This window comes from Aeromonas sp. FDAARGOS 1407, from assembly GCF_019048725.1.
GTDB lineage: Bacteria > Pseudomonadota > Gammaproteobacteria > Enterobacterales > Aeromonadaceae > Aeromonas > Aeromonas enteropelogenes.
In genome coordinates this window covers 2,247,027-2,262,454 of sequence record NZ_CP077399.1, presented here as the reverse complement: position 1 = coordinate 2,262,454, position 15,428 = coordinate 2,247,027, and the positions used below count along the sequence as shown (strand labels likewise).

Genomic DNA, 15,428 nt, shown 5'->3' with positions numbered 1-15,428 from the left:
GAAAAAGCGGTAAAACGATTGGCAGGGGCAACTTTTTCAAAAAGGGCACGGGTCCCACCCGAAACAGGGTAAAACCCGGCCCGTCGAAGGGGTTTAAGGGGTTACTTGAGGCGCTTGCCCTGCTCGTCCACCACCTGCTCGCCATCCTCCTTGGCGAAGGCACCTTTTTGCTGGCAGGGCAATATATCGAGCACCACTTCCGAGGGGCGGCACAGTTTGGTGCCGAGGGGAGTGACCACGATGGGGCGGTTGATCAGGATGGGGTGGGCCAGCATGGCGTCGATCAGTTCGTCATCGCTGAAGCGATCTTCTGCCAGAGCGAGCGCCTCGTAGGGGGGCACGTTCTTGCGCAGCAGCTCGCGCACCGGCATCCCCATGGCGGTGATCAGCGCCACCAGCTCATCGCGGGAGGGGGGCGTCTCCAGATAGTGGATGACGGTCGGCTCGACGCCGCTGTTGCGAATAAGCTCCAGGGTGTTGCGGGAGGTGCCGCACTCTGGATTGTGATAGATGGTGATTGCACTCATTGGCATGTCTCTCATGGCTTAAGTGAATAAAAACAGTAGGTAAAAAGGGTTAGCGGCCATCTGTTAACGGCTTAGTCCCGCTTCGTACCAGGGTTTGCTGGCGTTGACGATGCGCACCACCAGCAGCATGACCGGCACCTCGATCAGCACCCCAACCACGGTGGCGAGCGCGGCGCCGGAGTGAAAGCCGAACAGGCTGATGGCGGCGGCTACCGCCAGCTCGAAGAAGTTGGAGGCACCGATAAGGGCAGAGGGACAGGCCACCGAGTGCTTCTCCCCCACCTTGCGGTTAAGCCAGTAAGCCAATCCCGAATTAAACAGCACCTGGATCAGGATCGGCACCGCCAACAGGGCGATGACCAGCGGCTGCTCGATAATGGCGTTGCCCTGGAAGGCGAACAGCAGCACCAGGGTGAGCAGCAGGGCCGCCACCGACCAGGGCTGGATGCGGGTCATGACGCTGTCAAAATGGGCCTGCCCTTTTTGTAACAAGGCCTTGCGCAGCAGCTGGGCGATGATGACCGGGATGACGATATAGAGCACCACGGAGGTGAGCAGGGTATCCCAGGGCACCACTATGCTGGAGACCCCGAGCAGCAGCGCCACCAGCGGGGCGAAGGCAAACACCATGATGAGGTCGTTCACCGCCACCTGCGACAGGGTGAAGTAGGGATCGCCATTGGTCAGCCGACTCCAGACAAACACCATGGCGGTACAGGGGGCCGCCGCCAGCAGGATCAGCCCCGCCACATAACTGTCGAGCTGATCCGCCGGCAGCCAGTCGGCAAACAGCACCCGGATGAAGAGCCAGCCGAGGAAGGCCATGGAGAAGGGCTTGACCAGCCAGTTGATAAAGAGAGTGACCCCAATCCCCTTGAGGTGCCCCTTCACTTGATGCAGGGCACCGAAGTCTATCTTGAGCAGCATGGGGATGATCATCACCCAGATAAGCAGCCCCACCGGCAGGTTGACCTTGGCCACCTCCATGGCGCCGATGGCCTTGAAGAGATCCGGCAAGCCCTGCCCGAGCCCAATCCCCACCAGAATGCAGAGGGCCACCCAGGCGGTGAGGTAACGTTCAAAAAAGCCAATCGCCGGTTGGCTCTTGGCATCACAGGTTGCAGACATGAGGGCTCCCGATGCGGTCATCCCGCATCTCTTTCGTTAACGGCAAATGTTCATCAGCCCCGACCACGCGGCCGGGGCCCTTGTTCAGTGATGCTGACTGCTCAGTGGTGCCGGCAGAGGCGGCGCAGGGCATCCGACCCCACCGGCTCCTCTGCGAGCAGCGGCACCACGGCGTAGCGGCTGGCATGCTGCCGCTCGACCGCCTCGACATGGGGCTGCTGGCGCTCGGCCCGAAGTTGCAGCAGTGGCGAGCTGACCGCGGCTTGCTGCAAGCTGTGGTTGATGAGCCAGGCCCAGGGCTCGATGCCGGCGCGACGCAGATCGGCCTGCAGATTGGCCGCCTCCTGCACCGGGGTGGGCTCGGGCAGGGTGACGATCAGCACCTTGGTCTGCTTGGGATCCTGCAGCTGCATCATGGGGGTGGTGAAGTGCAGCCCCTTGCCCCCCATCTGGCGGGCAATCTCCCTGTGGTAGGCGCCGGTGGCATCGAGCAGCAGCAGGATGTGGCCGGTGGGGGCGGTATCCATCACCACGAAGCGCTTGCCCGCCTCGCGGATGATCCGCGAGAAGGCCTGAAACACGGCGATCTCCTCTGTACAGGGGGAGCGCAAGTCCTCCTCCAGCAGCGCCCGCCCCTGCTCGTCCAGTGCAGCCCCCTTGGTGGCCAGCACCTGGGCACGATAACGCTCGGTTTCGGCGCGAGGGTCGATGCGGCTCACCTCGAGATGGGGCAGGTTGCCTGCCAGCGTCTCGCCGAGGTGCGCGGCCGGATCCGAGGTAGTGAGGTGCACCGGCAGGCCACGGCTTGCCAGCTCCACCGCTACCGCAGCGGCCAGGGTGGTTTTACCCACCCCGCCCTTGCCCATCAGCATGATGAGGCCGTGACCGTCGGCAGCCAGTTCGTCCACCAGCGAACTCAACTCGGGCTGGACTGGCTGATGGGCTGACGTTGCCAGTGGTGCCTGCTCATCAGCATCCTGTGGTTGCAGCAGCTGGCGCAAACTGTCGAGCCCCACCAGGTTGGTGGCCAGCAGCGGCACCAGATCCCGGGCCAGCCCCTTTATTCCCTGCGGCATGTCGGCGAGGGCCTGCTGCTCACGCCGCCAGATGGCCTGCGCCAGCGTGTCACCGGCGATGGCCGCCTCCGGGAAGAGGCCGTTGATCACCAGCTGCTGGTTTGCAAGGCCGATGGCCGCCAGCTCCTCATGGGTGCGGGCCACTTCCCGCAGGGTGGAATGCTGTGCGCGCGCCACCAGCACCAGCCGGGTGCGAGCGCCGTCGGCCAGCGCCGCGACGGCCTCGGCATACTGGCTGCGCTGCTTCTCCAGTCCCGCCAACGGGCCCAGGCAGGAGGCATCCCCCTTGCCCTGCGCCAGAAATTCGCTCCAGGCCCCCGGCAGTTGCAGCAGGCGGATGGTATGGCCGGTGGGAGCGGTGTCGAAGACGATATGGTCGTACTCGGTCAGCAGCGCCTGGTCGGTGAGCAGGGCAGTGAATTCGTCAAAGGCGGCGATCTCGGTGGTACAGGCGCCGGAGAGCTGCTCCTCTATGCTGCGCACCACGCGCTCGGGCAGCTTGCCGCGCACCGGGCCGACGATCCGCTCCCGATAAGCCTTGGCCGCCGCCGGGGGATCTATCTCCAGCGCCGACAAACCGGGCACGGCGGCGATGGCGGTGATGCGATTGCCTATGTCGGTGGCAAACACCTGCCCCACGTTGGAGGCGGGATCCGTGCTCACCAGCAGCACCCGCTTGCCGGCGTCACAGAGGGCCACCGCACTGGCGCAGGCCAGCGAGGTCTTGCCCACCCCGCCCTTGCCGGTAAAGAAGAGAAACGGCGGCGGACTGCTTAGAAACTGGTACATAGACTCTCCTGTCGGCTCAAGGGCATGGTTCCGGAACTCTCTGTGTTTAGCAGCAACCGCTATCAGGACGGCAGCCACCTTTCACTATGCCCTTGATGGTGGCCTGCGGCGCGGGCAGCCCGGCATAGCGGGCCAGCTCGCTGCGGCTCGGATAACGGCCGGTCAGTACCACCTGACCATCCACCAGCACCAGCGGCAGCCCCTCCTCCCCGGCGTGGGTCAGAAAGGCGCTGACCGCCGCCGTCTCGGCAAACTGCAGCGGCTGCTGGGCCAGATTGAAACGCTCGATGGCAACGCCCTGCTCCCTGGCCCAGGCCAGATCGGCGGCAAAGGTAACCAAGGCCTGATCGACCTCGGTGCCGCAGACGCCGCTGGCACAGCAGAGGGCTGGGTCAAAAATCTGGATGACTGACATGGCATTACTCCTTGTTGCAGCAAGGCTGCGCGGGCAAAACATGGGGGGAGCAAGTGGACTCGGCGCGCATCACACCGCACGCCTCCGGGTGGCCGGCGCAGCACTCCTCGGTGAGATAGCCGATAAGATCCAGCATCAAGGGGATATTGGCGCGGTAGCGCAGGAAGCGCCCCTCCTGCTCCACCGACAAGAGGCCGGCATTGAGCATCGCCTTGAGATGAAACGACAAGGTGTTGGGGGCGATGTCGAGCTCGCTGGCCAGTTCTCCGGCCACCTTTCCCTCCAGCCCGGCCTTGACCAGCAGGCGCCACACATCGAGCCGGATGCCGGATGCGAGCGATTCGAATACCTTGGTGGCCACTTCTCTGTTCATCTTGAACCCTCGGCTGCAATCTTCATTTCAACTATACAAGAATTATTGAAATGATCAATTTGCCGACACAACCAAACAAGACTCTCATCGCGGAAACAAAGCGGCCCAGTTGCGACGAGATATGCCAGAAACAGCAACGCCCTCCAAAAGGAGGGCGTTGCCACGGCCGAAAAACCGGCGTCGTTACTTGGCCGGCACGGCGTTGAAGGTCAGCAGCTCCGCCTTGTTGGCATCGCTCAGGGTAAGCTGGTTGCCATTGATGGTGTAGCTGGCAACCTTCTCCAGAGTCTGCAGGTACTCCATCTCCTTGCCCATCTGATCCCCGATGCACATCATGCGGGTAGCCCCCATGGGGCCCAGCGCCAGAACACCGTCACCCTGCTTGGTGATGGCGCCAAAAAAGCGGTTGCAGGCGCCCTTGCCCGCCACCTTGCCGTCTGCAACATGCAAAGTGAAGGTATCGCCGGTTGCACCTTGCAACTGCCAATCGGATGCCTGCAGTTGAGCCATGTTGGAACCCGTTGCCACGGCGCAGCCTCCCAGGGCCAGAGCGGCCAGTAATATCAGCTTCTTGCTCATGAATTCACCTCTTAATGATTAGAACCATCAATTCGACCGCCTGTTTACCACGGTATGGGACTCAGGCCAACGAAATTTATTGTGATCCGAGTCCCCTTTACTAACAGCTGGCATGTGCCATGCTTGGATCCAGTTCCGGACCCATGGAGGGGAAACGAATGGTCAGATCGCTCATCATCACGCTGCTTGCATCCTGCGCCAGCATGGCCGTTCAGGCCGCCGACTGGGATCTCTTCAAGCAGGAGTCGGACCCCGCGCTTTACATGAAGAGCTACTCCGGGGTACTGCTCAATCAGCAAGCTCATCACAGCGACAGTTTTGATCTCTGGCTGGTCAACAGCGGCTATCAGTACCCGGTGATGGATGATATGACTGTTTTCATGGAGGCCGGCCCGGCGGTGGCGGATCAGAACCGCCAATCCGGCTTCAACATGAGCTCGGGGGTACGCTACCAACTCTCCCCCTCCATCCATATTGGCAGCCAGATCACCCACTTGGCACTCGACCAAGAGAGTACTCTGCTGGAACTCAACTCCAGCCTGCTGCTGACCCCCAGACTCTCCCTCACCGCCAACTATGGCATTGGCGCCTTTACGGCCGAGCAGGCACTCACGTTGGGAGTCGGCTTTACCTTCTGATCGTCAGAGCAGCGGTGTGGCACTCACTACCACGCCGTTGCGATCCGCATAGACATAATCCCCTTCATGAATGGTCACTCCGGCAAAACTGACCACGGCGCCGAGTTCCCCCTGTCCCCGCTTCTCGGTCTTGACCGGACAGGCCGCCAACGCCTTGACCCCGAGCGCCAGGGTAGCCAGAGTCCCCACATCCCGGGCGGCACCGTGGATCAAAATGCCTTCCCACCCCTGCTCCACCGCCTTGATGGCCAACTGATCCCCAAGCAGGGCGCGGCGCAAGGAGCCGCCACCGTCGATCACCATCACCTGCCCCTGGCCAGGGCGCGTCACCAGCTCCCGCACCAAGCTGTTGTCTTCGTAACAGGAGAGGGTAACGGCGCGGCCGTAAAAAATATCCTTGCCGCCAAAATCCTGAAACACGGGGTCGGCCACTTGCAGCACATCACCGTGCTGATCGCAGAGGTCGGGCAGTAGATCCAGCATGATTTGATTCCTTTCAGATGCATGAAGGTGTTCATTCTTTCATCGGATTGGCGTTCTGGCAATCCAGTAGGATTCAATATTGCCCAAACAAACTGCTGTGTTTTCAATCAATACCGGTACCAGCCAAAGCTGCCCTTCCTCTACCCAGTAGAGGGCATTCTGGCCGAAACGGACCGCCAGCTCGCAGGCCCGCTCCAGCGGCAACGCCACCGCCAGCGATGACTCGCGCCACTGCTCATCAGGGGAAGATCCCCACAAGGGGCCGGCTACGCTCTCCCCTTCCAGTTGCCGCCACAAGGCTCTTTCACGGCGCAGGTTGCGACGTTCACTCACCGGCTGACTGGCCGGATTCCAGGCGGTGATAATGGCAAAAGCAGGCCAGGGAGGCGGCTCAAATGGCGCAATAAAGCGGATTTTCTTGTAGTTTTCCCACAAAATCATGTCAATCACATGTTACATTCCATTACATTTAATAGGGGTAAAAATCGTCATCAGGCCAAGTATCATGCTGTGAACTTGGGGTTTGACCTATATCAAAACAGAGTTAAAAAGTTGCTATCTGACAGCAAAGAGTGTTGTTATGCTCCTGTTAACTGATAAAATACCGCAACTTTCCGTCATGGATGACCTTTCCGGGCTTCTCTTTATCAGATTTGTTGGGAGCCAAAATGTGGCACAGGGATGTTTGCCAATGCTGATGCCAAATTCGCGATATTCCGACCTGACTCTCATACCCAGGATGACGTAATTAATTTTCAGGATCAGTCAGGAATTCGGCTTGATACGCCAAAGAGTGTTAAATTTAAGATAATTAACTGATAAGAATCTGGGAATTTTCATGCAAACACCACACATTCTGATCGTCGAAGACGAACTGGTCACCCGTAACACCCTGAAAAGCATCTTTGAGGCTGAAGGTTATGTCGTGCTCGAGGCCAACAATGGCGACGAGATGCACCAGGCCCTCACTTCCCACACCATCAATCTGGTGATCATGGACATCAACCTGCCGGGCAAGAATGGCCTGTTGCTGGCCCGTGAACTGCGTGAAAACGACAACATCGCCCTGATGTTCCTGACTGGCCGCGACAACGAAGTCGACAAGATCCTGGGTCTGGAGATCGGTGCCGACGACTATATCACCAAGCCGTTCAACCCGCGCGAACTGACCATCCGTGCCCGCAACCTGCTGAGCCGCACCATGAATGTGGCCGCTGGCGGCGAAGAGAAAAAGCTGGTCGAGCGTTACCTGTTCAACGGCTGGGCGCTGGACATCAACAGCCGTGCCCTGGTCAGCCCCACCGGCGACATGTTCAAGCTGCCACGCTCCGAGTTCCGCGCCATGCTGCACTTCTGCGAAAACCCGGGCCAGATCCAGACTCGTGCCGAGCTGCTCAAGAAGATGACCGGCCGCGAGCTCAAGCCCCACGACCGTACCGTGGACGTGACCATTCGCCGCATTCGCAAGCACTTCGAGAGCGTGGGCGACACCCCGGAGATCATCGCCACCATCCATGGCGAAGGCTACCGCTTCTGTGGCGAGCTGGAGCAGGAATAAGGCTCTTTGCAACGCATTAGAAAAAGGCGCCCTCGGCGCCTTTTTCATTTCTTCGCTACGGATTTCATCCCTTCGCCACCTAGCAATCAGTGGAAATGGTTCACCCTGACCAAAAGGCAGGCAGTGAAGTCTGGAAGCAATCAATGGGAGAGAAAGCAAAAAGCCCACTCGCAGGAGTGGGCTTTTGACTGGAAGCTGGAGCGGGCAGCGGGAATCGAACCCGCATCATCAGCTTGGAAGGCTGAGGTAATAGCCATTATACGATGCCCGCCTGGCATCAAAACTCGTTCTGGTGTGAGGGAATACCCACGACAGACAGCCTGTTGGCTGGGGTGACAACAGCCTTGGCTGCCATCTGGAATTTGGAGCGGGTGATGGGAATCGAACCCACGTATGCAGCTTGGGAAGCTACCGTTCTACCATTGAACTACACCCGCGTGAGGGCTCCTACTATATGCATTTTGCCGCCGAGCGCAATGCTACCTCCGTCAATTTTTTCAATAAATCAATCTGTTCGGACAAGGATTGAACAGGCGGTTGCTTTTTCAGCCAAACATTTAGAACACAGATAATTTACAAGGTTGCCAAGGCCAAACGGCAAGGATAGTCTTGCGCCACTCGACGCGAGGATGGTGGTAATGGATAAAAAAACGCAAAAACGTCTCTATGGCTGGTTGCGCAAGCAATCGAGTCACGGTCGCCGCTGGATCGGCCTCTCCATCGCATTTGGCCTGGGCCAGGGCGTGCTGATGGTGGCACAGGCCTGGCTGCTGGCGACCCTGTTGCATGGCTTCATCATCGAAGGGTCGACTCCGGAGCAATCCATCCCGCTCTTTATTACCCTGCTGCTGGTGACCCTCGGCAAGGCAGTGCTGGCCTATGGCCGCGAAGTGGCCAGTTTTCAGGCGGGCAGCGCGGTGCGCCAGACCATCCGCGAGCTGGTGCTCACCCGCCTCGGCCGGCTCGGCCCTGCCTATATCCAGCGCCGCCCGGCTGGCAGCTGGGCCAGCTTGCTGCTGGAACAGATTGAAAACATGCAGGATTTCTTCTCCCGCTATCTGCCGCAGATGGCTATCGCCGTCTTTATACCTTTAGTGATCCTGGTGGCCGTGTTCCCGGTCAACTGGGCCGCGGGCCTTATTCTGCTGGGTACGGCGCCGCTTATTCCGGTCTTCATGATCCTGGTGGGGGTCGGCGCCGCCGATGCCAACCGCCGCAACTTCCAGGCACTGGCCCGTCTCTCCGGCCACTTCCTCGATCGCCTGAAGGGGCTGCGCACCCTGCAACTCTTCATGCGCACCCAGGCGGAAGGGGAAGCCATTCGCGATGCCTCGGAAGATTTTCGCGAGCGCACCATGGAAGTGCTGCGCCTGGCGTTTCTCAGCACCGCCGTGCTGGAGTTCTTTGCCGCCCTCTCGGTGGCTCTGGTGGCCGTCTACTTTGGCTTCTCCTATATAGATCACCTGAACTTCGGCCACTATGGCAACAAGGTAACCCTCTTTACCGGCCTGTTCGTGCTGTTCCTCGCCCCCGAGTTCTACGCGCCCCTGCGCGAGCTTGGCGCTCACTATCACGCCAAGGCGCAGGCCATCGGCGCCGCCGAACAGTTGCTGGAATTCCTCGAGGCCGAGGTGAGTGAACCGGCCTCCGGTCACGCGCCCTTCCATGCTGACAGCCCCATCCGGGTGGAAGCGCGCGCCCTCGAGGTGTTGAGCGCCGAGGGCAAGGTGCTGGTCGGCCCAATCGATTTCACCCTGGAAGCGGGTTCACGCACCGCCCTTATCGGTGTCAGCGGCGCAGGCAAGAGCTCGCTGGTCAACGCCCTGCTCGGCTTTGCCCCCTATCGTGGCGAGCTCAAGGTCAACGGCCAGGAGCTGGCTACCCTCGACATGAGCCAGTGGCGCCTGCAACTGGGTTGGCTCTCCCAAAACCCCCAGCTGTTCCATGCCTCCTTGCGGGACAACCTGTTGCTGGCCAAACCATCGGCCAGCGACGCCGAGCTGGAAGATGCCCTGAAACGGGCCCAGGCGTGGGAATTTGCCATGGAGAAGGGGCTCGACTATCCGGTGGGGGATCAGGCGGGTGGTCTCTCCGTCGGTCAGGCCCAGCGCCTGGCGCTGGCCCGTACCCTGCTCAAATCCACCCAGCTGATGGTGCTGGATGAACCCACCGCCAGCCTGGATCGCCACTCCGAGCGCGCCATCATGACCACGCTGGAGCAGGCCATGGCCGATCAGACCCTGTTGATGATCACCCACCGCCTCGATCAGCTCACCAAGATGGACAAGATCCTGGTGCTGGAGCGCGGCAAGCTGGTGGAAGAAGGCAGCTTCCAGCAACTCAGTACCGCTCAGGGGCCCTTTGCCCGCCTGCTGTCCCAACGTAACGAGGGTTCTCTCGATGACTGATCTCTTGCCGTTTCTGCGCCTCTACCGCCAGCACTGGCTCAGCCTCTCCATCGGTCTACTGCTGGCGCTGGTTACCCTGGCTGCCGGGATGGGGCTCTTGTCACTCTCCGGCTGGTTCCTCTCCGCCGCCGCCGTGGCGGGGATGGCGGCCGCCACCCGCGATCACTTCAACTACATGACGCCGGCAGGCGGGGTGCGCTTCTTCTCCATCATCCGCACCGCCGGACGCTGGGGTGAGCGGGTAGTCAGCCACGATGCCACCTTCCGGGTACTGACCCGGCTGCGAGTCTGGTTCTGGCAAAAGCTCTCGCCCCTTGCCACCGGCGCCCTGGCCGGGTTTCGCCAGGCAGATCTGCTCAACCGCCTGGTGGCCGACATCGATGCGATGGACCACGTTTACCTGCGCCTGCTCACCCCCATAGGGGCGGCCCTGCTCAGCAGCACCGGCCTGGTGCTCTTCCTCTCCTTCTTTGACAGCGAGCTGGCCCTCACCCTGGGCGCTATCCTGCTGTTTGGCATGATTGCCCTGCCGCTGGTGTTCTACTTCCTCGGCCGCAAGCCCGGGCAGGCGCTGATCGCCGAAAAATCGAGCCTGCGTACCCGCATGGTGGACTATCTGGACGGTCAGGCCGAGCTGCAGATGTTCGCCGCCGCACCCAAGGCCCTTGGCGAGCTGCAACAGGCAGAACAGGCCCTGCTGCGCGCCCAGGCCCGCATGGCCAGGGTGAGCGGACTGGCCAATGCCTCGGTGCAGCTGCTCAGCGGCTGGACCCTGACCCTGATGCTGTGGCTGGCAGGCCATGGCGTGGCAGGAGCGACGCCGGATCCCATCACGGCGCTGATGGTGTTTGCCACCCTGGCGAGCTTCGAGGCACTGATGCCGCTGGCCGGCGCCTTCCAGCACCTCTCCACCAGCCTCACCTCAGCCCGCCGCCTCAACGAGATCCTGCAGGAGGCCAAGGCTCCCGAGTGGGGGGAGGAGGAGCGTCACGCTCCCCAGGGCGCCCTGCAGATCAACGACCTCTATTTCGGCTACCCCGGCAACCCCCATCCGGTGCTGCGTGGCTGCACCCTGCAACTGCATGCTGGCGAGAAGCTGGCGCTGCTGGGCCAGACCGGCTGCGGCAAGTCCACCCTGATGGGGCTGCTGACCCGCGAATGGAGCCCGCAAGCGGGCAAGATCCTGCTCGATGGCAAGCCGCTGACCGCTTACAGCGAAGGGGCGCTGCGCGCCTCCATCTCGGTGGTGAGCCAACGGGTCCACCTGTTTGCCGATACTCTGCGCGGCAACCTCAAGCTCGCCGCCCCCGACGCGAGCGACGAACAACTGGTCGAGGTACTGAACCGGGTCGGCCTTGGCAACCTGTTGGAGGATGATGAAGATCTGAGCGATACCGGCCTCAATGCCTGGCTCGGGGATGGCGGCCGACCGCTCTCCGGCGGTGAGCGGCGCCGCATCGGCATCGCCCGCGCCCTGCTGCACGACGCCCCGCTCTGGTTGCTGGACGAGCCGACCGAAGGGCTCGACAGCCAGACCGAGCGGGAGATCATGGCGCTGCTGTTCGAGCTGGGGGCGGATCGCACCCTGCTGCTCATCTCCCACCGCCTGCTGGGGCTGGAACGGATGGACAGGATCGCCCTGATGGAAGAGGGCCAGATCCGCCTGTGCGCCCCCCATCAGGCCCTGCTGGCCGACGATTATTACCGCAGCCTGCACCAGCGACTGGCGCCGGTCTGACCGGGGTCACACCCTGACGCCATGGCGCGAGAGGGGGCTGGTCGCCACCGACGACTGGCCCCTATAATGTCCCCTCCTTATTCGACAAGATGCTGATATGAAACGCCTGATCCTGATGATGCCCCTGATTGCCTCCGGCTGTGCCAACTACGCCTTCAACAGCAATCTGGATAAAGAGAACTTCGACGACTATTTCAAGCCGGGCGGCGTTCGTATTTACGAACAAAACGAACTGGCCGACCTCAACTATCTCTACCTTGGCACCGTCGAGGGGGAGTCCTGCCAGGCCGATACCAACCAGCCACAGCCCAATGCTGGCGATGCCCGTACCCAGGCCCGCCGTCACGCCGCCGACATGGGTGGCAATGGCGTGACCATCGACAAGTGCGCCGAATTCAGCGATACCCCAGGCTGCCTGAAGCAGGTGATCTGCTACGGCCAGGCACTGAAAGTCGCCGAGGAGTAAGCCATGGCGCTGGCCATCGTCCGCCTCGGCACTCCCCGCCTCCCTGATGAGGGGTTGCGGGTGGGTACCGTGCGCCGCCCCCCTCGCGGGGTGCCCAAAGACAAGTTTGCCAGCCAGAACTGGTATGACGTCTGGTTCCCCAACCTTGCCCCCAGCAGCGAGACCATGAAGCTGGGCCAGGGCGCCGAGACACAGGCCCAGTGGGCGGCGTTTTGCAAGCAGTACAAGGCCGAGATGGCAACGCCCGCCGCCAGACACGATCTGGCGCTCCTGGCCGCCCTCTCCCACACCACCAACCTGTCGGTGGGCTGCTACTGCGAGCAGGAGTCCCGCTGCCATCGCACCATCTTGAAGGAGCTGCTGGTCGCCGCTGGCGCCAGCTTGCGCCCATAAGCAAGCTCCTGGGCACCATCATCAGCATCCCGAAATAAAGAGGGCATCCCGCAGGATGCCCTCTTTTGCATGGGTCCGGTTTCATGGCAAGCGCTATTGCGTCACGCTGAGGCGCTGGCGCAGCGCCGCCTCCTCTGCTGTCGTCATCCCGTCCAAAGGCACAGCCCCATTGTCGGCGAGCCAATGGGCCAGATCGATGGCGGTCTCCTCCAGCGGACGGAAGTTGAGCCCCTGCACGATGGCCGCCTCGGCGCTGATGCGGCCATAGCCGGCATACTCAGCCAGCCCGTTGGGCAAAAGCGTGGGATAGCTCTGCCAGGGCTCGACCCCGGCCGCCAGCATCTCTTGCCAGGGCATCCACTCGGGCTGTAGCACCTTGGCCGGTATCAGTCTCGCGGCCAGCCGCTCCACCCAGTCCGCCAGCGTGATGCCGGGCTTGACCAGGTTGAAGACGCCCCCCAACTGACGCTCGGCGGCCCGCAGGGCAAACTCGGCGCAGTCGCGCACGTCGAGATACTGCAAGCGATCCTGCCCATCCCCCGGCAGTAGCCAGGGCCCCCCTTGCTGCACCCGTTTTACCCACCAGGCCATGCGCCCGGTAGGGTCAAAGGGGCCGCACAGCACACCGGGACGCAGGATGCAGAGCCGCTTCCCCCAGCGGGCACGATATTCGGCCTCGCACAATACCTTGAGCGGGCCATAGTCGGTGGGGAATTCATCCTCGCTGATCTGGTGCAGGGGCGCCGACTCATCCATCTCTGGTTGGGCAAAGTCGCGATAGACGCTGATGGTGGAGATAAAGATCAGCCGCTCGCAGTGCCCGAGCAGGGCCGCCGAGAGGCGCGCCGCCTGCTCCGGGTGGTAGCAGCAGGTGTCGATGACAAGATCCCAGTAGAGACCATCCCCTTGCAGCGCACTCAAATCCCGGTCCCGATCGCCGGTGAGCTGAACCAGATCCCGCCAGTCCGGATGCTGGTAGTGGCCGCGATTGAACAGGGTCACCTCGTGCCCCCAGTCCAGTGCCAGCGCGGTAAGATGGCGGCCGAGAAATCCGGTGCCGCCGATGATCAGCAATTTCATCCATGTCCCTCCTGATCGGCACAGGCGCTCCCGTCTCCCCACCGATCTATTCATCCTCTGCGGCTGATGTTGCGCAAACTGACCGCGCCGCCATCCTGCCGGCTCCTTGTCTGCCCCTACCCTACGCAACTTGGCAGCCAGACACAGCCTGCGCAGCGCCGGGATGGGACGGGGATCACGGCAGCAGACGCGCAGGGATGCTATCGGGTCATGCCTGCGTTTTGGGGCCGGTTGTGCTAAATTGCCGGGGTTTTCAGTCAGGATCCGCCATGAAGTTCGAAATCGACACCTTGGGTATCATCCGCTCTCCCTACAAGGAGAAGTTCGCCATCCCGCGCCAGCCCGGTCTGGTCAAATCGGCCCGCGCCCGCCTCGAGCTGCTGCCCCCCTACGATCAGCCGGACGTGCTGCGCGGCATCGAGCAGTTCTCCCACCTGTGGCTCAGCTTCGTGTTTCACCAGACCATGGATCAGGGCTGGCACCCGACGGTGCGCCCACCACGCCTCGGCGGCAACGAGCGAGTCGGGGTGTTTGCCACCCGTTCCACCTTCCGCCCCAACCCCCTCGGCCTCTCCGTGGTCGAGTTGCAAGGGGTTGGCCGCTCGCGCGGCAAGCTGTGGCTGGAGCTGGGGGCGGTGGACTTGCTCGATGGCACCCCCATCGTCGACATCAAGCCCTACATCCCCTATGCCGACAGCCTGCCGGATGCCCGTGGCGGTTTCGCCCCGGATGCCCCCACCCCGCCCCTTTGCGTGAGCTTCACGCCAGAGGCGGAGCAGCAGTTGCAACCCTGGCTCAAGGCCCATCCCGAGCTGCGCCAGCTGGTGAGCGAGGTACTGGCCCAGGATCCGCGCCCCGCCTACAAGCAGGGCAAGCCGGATGACAAGGTGTACGGGGTGCGGCTGTTTGACTGCAACGTGCGCTTTAGCATCAGCGAACCCGCTTGTCAGGTGCTGGCCATCGAAGCCGCCTGAGGCTGACAGGGCCCCATCAGTGCCCGATTTCACGAACATTTCACGCACCCGGGCGCCTAATGGCCCTGCAAATGGTGTGGTCAGGTGCTACCCTCTCCCCGGCCGCCCACGGCTGCAGTACCCACCCGCCGTTTGCCGCCCATGGAACCGGCCCGACCTCGCGCCCGGCTATGCCACACGGATGTGACGCTCTCACTGAAGGAAACCAATCATGCTGATGAATACCGAACAACGCTACGGCGCCCTCAATATCGGGCTGCACTGGCTGACCCTGTTGCTGATGATCGCCGTCTACGCCCTGATCGAATTTCGTGACATCTTCTCCAAGGGAGATCCGGGACGGGACCTGATGAAACAGTGGCACTTCATGCTGGGGCTGCTCATCTTCGCCCTGGTGTGGGTCCGCCTCTTTCTGCGCGCCATCAGCCCGACGCCCCGCATCGTGCCCGAGTTGCCACCCATGCTGAGCCTGTTGGCCAAGCTGGCGCCCATCGCGCTCTACGGCTTTATCATCCTTACTCCGCTGTTTGGCTGGCTGCTGCTGAGCGCCGGCGGCAAACCAGTCCCCTTCTTCGGCATGACGCTCCCGGCGCTGGTCGCCCCGGATCCCGAACTCAAGAAGTGGTTCAAGGAGATACACGAGACCCTGGGCAATATCGGCTATGCCCTGATCGCCCTGCATGCGGCGGCGACCCTCTATCACCACCATGTGCGCAAGGACAACACCCTGACCATGATGCTGCCGCAGCAGCGCGACTGACATCATCAACACAGACGAAAGAGGGGGCCAACAAGACCCCCTC

17 protein-coding genes and 2 tRNA genes are annotated in these 15,428 nt (G+C 62.0%); 8 read left to right on the top strand and 11 right to left on the bottom strand.

Annotation, left to right across the window (positions count from 1 at the left end; genetic code table 11):
• Positions 1 to 101 precede the first annotated feature (101 nt).
• From arsC to I6L37_RS10885, 6 genes are all read right to left on the bottom strand, one after another.
• Positions 102 to 527: a glutaredoxin-dependent arsenate reductase gene (arsC, locus tag I6L37_RS10910; RefSeq protein WP_216994051.1), complete on the bottom strand. Its 426-nt coding sequence runs from the start codon at positions 525 to 527 to the stop codon at positions 102 to 104.
• A gap of 63 nt (positions 528 to 590) precedes the next feature.
• The gene (gene arsB / locus I6L37_RS10905) at positions 591 to 1,655 is read right to left on the bottom strand and encodes an ACR3 family arsenite efflux transporter (protein WP_216994050.1); all 1,065 of its coding nucleotides are present in this window, start codon (positions 1,653 to 1,655) and stop codon (positions 591 to 593) included.
• A 101-nt stretch (positions 1,656 to 1,756) separates the two neighbouring features.
• Entirely contained in the window at positions 1,757 to 3,520 is a 1,764-nt protein-coding gene (gene arsA / locus I6L37_RS10900; RefSeq protein WP_216994049.1) for an arsenical pump-driving ATPase, read from the bottom strand.
• A gap of 46 nt (positions 3,521 to 3,566) precedes the next feature.
• Positions 3,567 to 3,935 carry an arsenite efflux transporter metallochaperone ArsD gene (gene arsD / locus I6L37_RS10895; protein WP_216994048.1) on the bottom strand — a complete coding sequence of 123 codons (369 nt, stop codon included), beginning with the start codon at positions 3,933 to 3,935 and terminating at the stop codon, positions 3,567 to 3,569.
• A 4-nt stretch (positions 3,936 to 3,939) separates the two neighbouring features.
• A complete protein-coding gene (locus tag I6L37_RS10890) occupies positions 3,940 to 4,308 on the bottom strand; it encodes a helix-turn-helix transcriptional regulator (protein WP_042027661.1) in 369 nt (122 codons plus the stop codon).
• Positions 4,309 to 4,491: 183 nt separating this feature from the next.
• Positions 4,492 to 4,887, bottom strand: coding sequence for an META domain-containing protein (locus I6L37_RS10885; RefSeq protein WP_042027662.1), 396 nt, complete (start codon positions 4,885 to 4,887; stop codon positions 4,492 to 4,494).
• 158 nt (positions 4,888 to 5,045) lie between these two features.
• Between I6L37_RS10885 and I6L37_RS10880 the strand changes: the two genes are divergently transcribed.
• Positions 5,046 to 5,525 (top strand): hypothetical protein, encoded by a 480-nt coding sequence (locus I6L37_RS10880; RefSeq protein ID WP_042027664.1) that lies wholly within the window; start codon positions 5,046 to 5,048, stop codon positions 5,523 to 5,525.
• A gap of 3 nt (positions 5,526 to 5,528) precedes the next feature.
• On the opposite strand, the gene I6L37_RS10875 is transcribed toward I6L37_RS10880, so the two are convergent.
• Entirely contained in the window at positions 5,529 to 6,008 is a 480-nt protein-coding gene (locus I6L37_RS10875; protein ID WP_216994047.1) for a putative 4-hydroxy-4-methyl-2-oxoglutarate aldolase, read from the bottom strand.
• Between the two features lie 39 nt (positions 6,009 to 6,047).
• Positions 6,048 to 6,449 (bottom strand): DUF3293 domain-containing protein, encoded by a 402-nt coding sequence (locus tag I6L37_RS10870; protein WP_216994151.1) that lies wholly within the window; start codon positions 6,447 to 6,449, stop codon positions 6,048 to 6,050.
• A gap of 397 nt (positions 6,450 to 6,846) precedes the next feature.
• On the opposite strand from I6L37_RS10870, the gene arcA reads away from it, so the two are divergent.
• On the top strand, positions 6,847 to 7,566 hold the full coding sequence (gene arcA, locus I6L37_RS10865) for a two-component system response regulator ArcA (protein ID WP_026456262.1): 720 nt from the start codon (positions 6,847 to 6,849) through the stop codon (positions 7,564 to 7,566).
• 196 nt (positions 7,567 to 7,762) lie between these two features.
• Here arcA and I6L37_RS10860 read toward each other — a convergent pair.
• Both I6L37_RS10860 and I6L37_RS10855 read right to left on the bottom strand, forming a co-directional pair.
• A tRNA-Gly gene (locus I6L37_RS10860) sits at positions 7,763 to 7,837 on the bottom strand.
• A gap of 92 nt (positions 7,838 to 7,929) precedes the next feature.
• Positions 7,930 to 8,003 (bottom strand) — tRNA-Gly (locus tag I6L37_RS10855).
• 201 nt (positions 8,004 to 8,204) lie between these two features.
• Between I6L37_RS10855 and cydD the strand changes: the two genes are divergently transcribed.
• The 4 genes from cydD to I6L37_RS10835 all read left to right on the top strand — a co-directional run bounded on the left by cydD (position 8,205) and on the right by I6L37_RS10835 (position 12,571).
• Positions 8,205 to 9,974, top strand: a complete 1,770-nt coding sequence (gene cydD / locus I6L37_RS10850) for a cysteine/glutathione ABC transporter permease/ATP-binding protein CydD (RefSeq protein ID WP_216994046.1) — start codon at positions 8,205 to 8,207, stop codon at positions 9,972 to 9,974.
• Positions 9,967 to 11,712: a cysteine/glutathione ABC transporter ATP-binding protein/permease CydC gene (cydC, locus tag I6L37_RS10845; RefSeq protein WP_216994045.1), complete on the top strand. Its 1,746-nt coding sequence runs from the start codon at positions 9,967 to 9,969 to the stop codon at positions 11,710 to 11,712. The genes cydD and cydC overlap by 8 nt, the downstream gene beginning before the upstream one ends.
• A 97-nt stretch (positions 11,713 to 11,809) precedes the next feature.
• Complete coding sequence (gene rcsF / locus I6L37_RS10840) at positions 11,810 to 12,178, top strand: Rcs stress response system protein RcsF (RefSeq protein WP_026456265.1); 369 nt, start codon at positions 11,810 to 11,812, stop codon at positions 12,176 to 12,178.
• 3 nt (positions 12,179 to 12,181) lie between these two features.
• Positions 12,182 to 12,571 carry a DUF488 domain-containing protein gene (locus tag I6L37_RS10835; RefSeq protein ID WP_042027672.1) on the top strand — a complete coding sequence of 130 codons (390 nt, stop codon included), beginning with the start codon at positions 12,182 to 12,184 and terminating at the stop codon, positions 12,569 to 12,571.
• Positions 12,572 to 12,664: 93 nt separating this feature from the next.
• On the opposite strand, the gene I6L37_RS10830 is transcribed toward I6L37_RS10835, so the two are convergent.
• Positions 12,665 to 13,651 carry an NAD-dependent epimerase/dehydratase family protein gene (locus tag I6L37_RS10830; RefSeq protein WP_216994044.1) on the bottom strand — a complete coding sequence of 329 codons (987 nt, stop codon included), beginning with the start codon at positions 13,649 to 13,651 and terminating at the stop codon, positions 12,665 to 12,667.
• Between the two features lie 269 nt (positions 13,652 to 13,920).
• Here I6L37_RS10830 and tsaA point away from each other — a divergent pair, with 269 nt between their 5' ends.
• Both tsaA and I6L37_RS10820 read left to right on the top strand, forming a co-directional pair.
• Positions 13,921 to 14,625 carry a tRNA (N6-threonylcarbamoyladenosine(37)-N6)-methyltransferase TrmO gene (gene tsaA, locus I6L37_RS10825; protein ID WP_216994043.1) on the top strand — a complete coding sequence of 235 codons (705 nt, stop codon included), beginning with the start codon at positions 13,921 to 13,923 and terminating at the stop codon, positions 14,623 to 14,625.
• Positions 14,626 to 14,836: 211 nt separating this feature from the next.
• Complete coding sequence (locus I6L37_RS10820; protein WP_216994042.1) at positions 14,837 to 15,385, top strand: cytochrome b; 549 nt, start codon at positions 14,837 to 14,839, stop codon at positions 15,383 to 15,385.
• Positions 15,386 to 15,428 lie beyond the last annotated feature (43 nt).

Coding starts and splice junctions, on each gene's coding strand:
- arsB (WP_216994050.1), bottom strand. CDS start 1,655: ATGTCTGCAACCTGTGATGCCAAGAGCCAACCGGCGATTGGCTTTTTT.
- I6L37_RS10885 (WP_042027662.1), bottom strand. CDS start 4,887: ATGAGCAAGAAGCTGATATTACTGGCCGCTCTGGCCCTGGGAGGCTGC.
- I6L37_RS10870 (WP_216994151.1), bottom strand. CDS start 6,449: ATGATTTTGTGGGAAAACTACAAGAAAATCCGCTTTATTGCGCCATTT.
- cydC (WP_216994045.1), top strand. CDS start 9,967: ATGACTGATCTCTTGCCGTTTCTGCGCCTCTACCGCCAGCACTGGCTC.
- I6L37_RS10880 (WP_042027664.1), top strand. CDS start 5,046: ATGGTCAGATCGCTCATCATCACGCTGCTTGCATCCTGCGCCAGCATG.
- tsaA (WP_216994043.1), top strand. CDS start 13,921: ATGAAGTTCGAAATCGACACCTTGGGTATCATCCGCTCTCCCTACAAG.
- I6L37_RS10890 (WP_042027661.1), bottom strand. CDS start 4,308: ATGAACAGAGAAGTGGCCACCAAGGTATTCGAATCGCTCGCATCCGGC.
- arcA (WP_026456262.1), top strand. CDS start 6,847: ATGCAAACACCACACATTCTGATCGTCGAAGACGAACTGGTCACCCGT.
- I6L37_RS10875 (WP_216994047.1), bottom strand. CDS start 6,008: ATGCTGGATCTACTGCCCGACCTCTGCGATCAGCACGGTGATGTGCTG.
- I6L37_RS10830 (WP_216994044.1), bottom strand. CDS start 13,651: ATGAAATTGCTGATCATCGGCGGCACCGGATTTCTCGGCCGCCATCTT.
- I6L37_RS10820 (WP_216994042.1), top strand. CDS start 14,837: ATGCTGATGAATACCGAACAACGCTACGGCGCCCTCAATATCGGGCTG.
- arsC (WP_216994051.1), bottom strand. CDS start 527: ATGAGTGCAATCACCATCTATCACAATCCAGAGTGCGGCACCTCCCGC.
- I6L37_RS10835 (WP_042027672.1), top strand. CDS start 12,182: ATGGCGCTGGCCATCGTCCGCCTCGGCACTCCCCGCCTCCCTGATGAG.
- cydD (WP_216994046.1), top strand. CDS start 8,205: ATGGATAAAAAAACGCAAAAACGTCTCTATGGCTGGTTGCGCAAGCAA.
- arsA (WP_216994049.1), bottom strand. CDS start 3,520: ATGTACCAGTTTCTAAGCAGTCCGCCGCCGTTTCTCTTCTTTACCGGC.
- arsD (WP_216994048.1), bottom strand. CDS start 3,935: ATGTCAGTCATCCAGATTTTTGACCCAGCCCTCTGCTGTGCCAGCGGC.
- rcsF (WP_026456265.1), top strand. CDS start 11,810: ATGAAACGCCTGATCCTGATGATGCCCCTGATTGCCTCCGGCTGTGCC.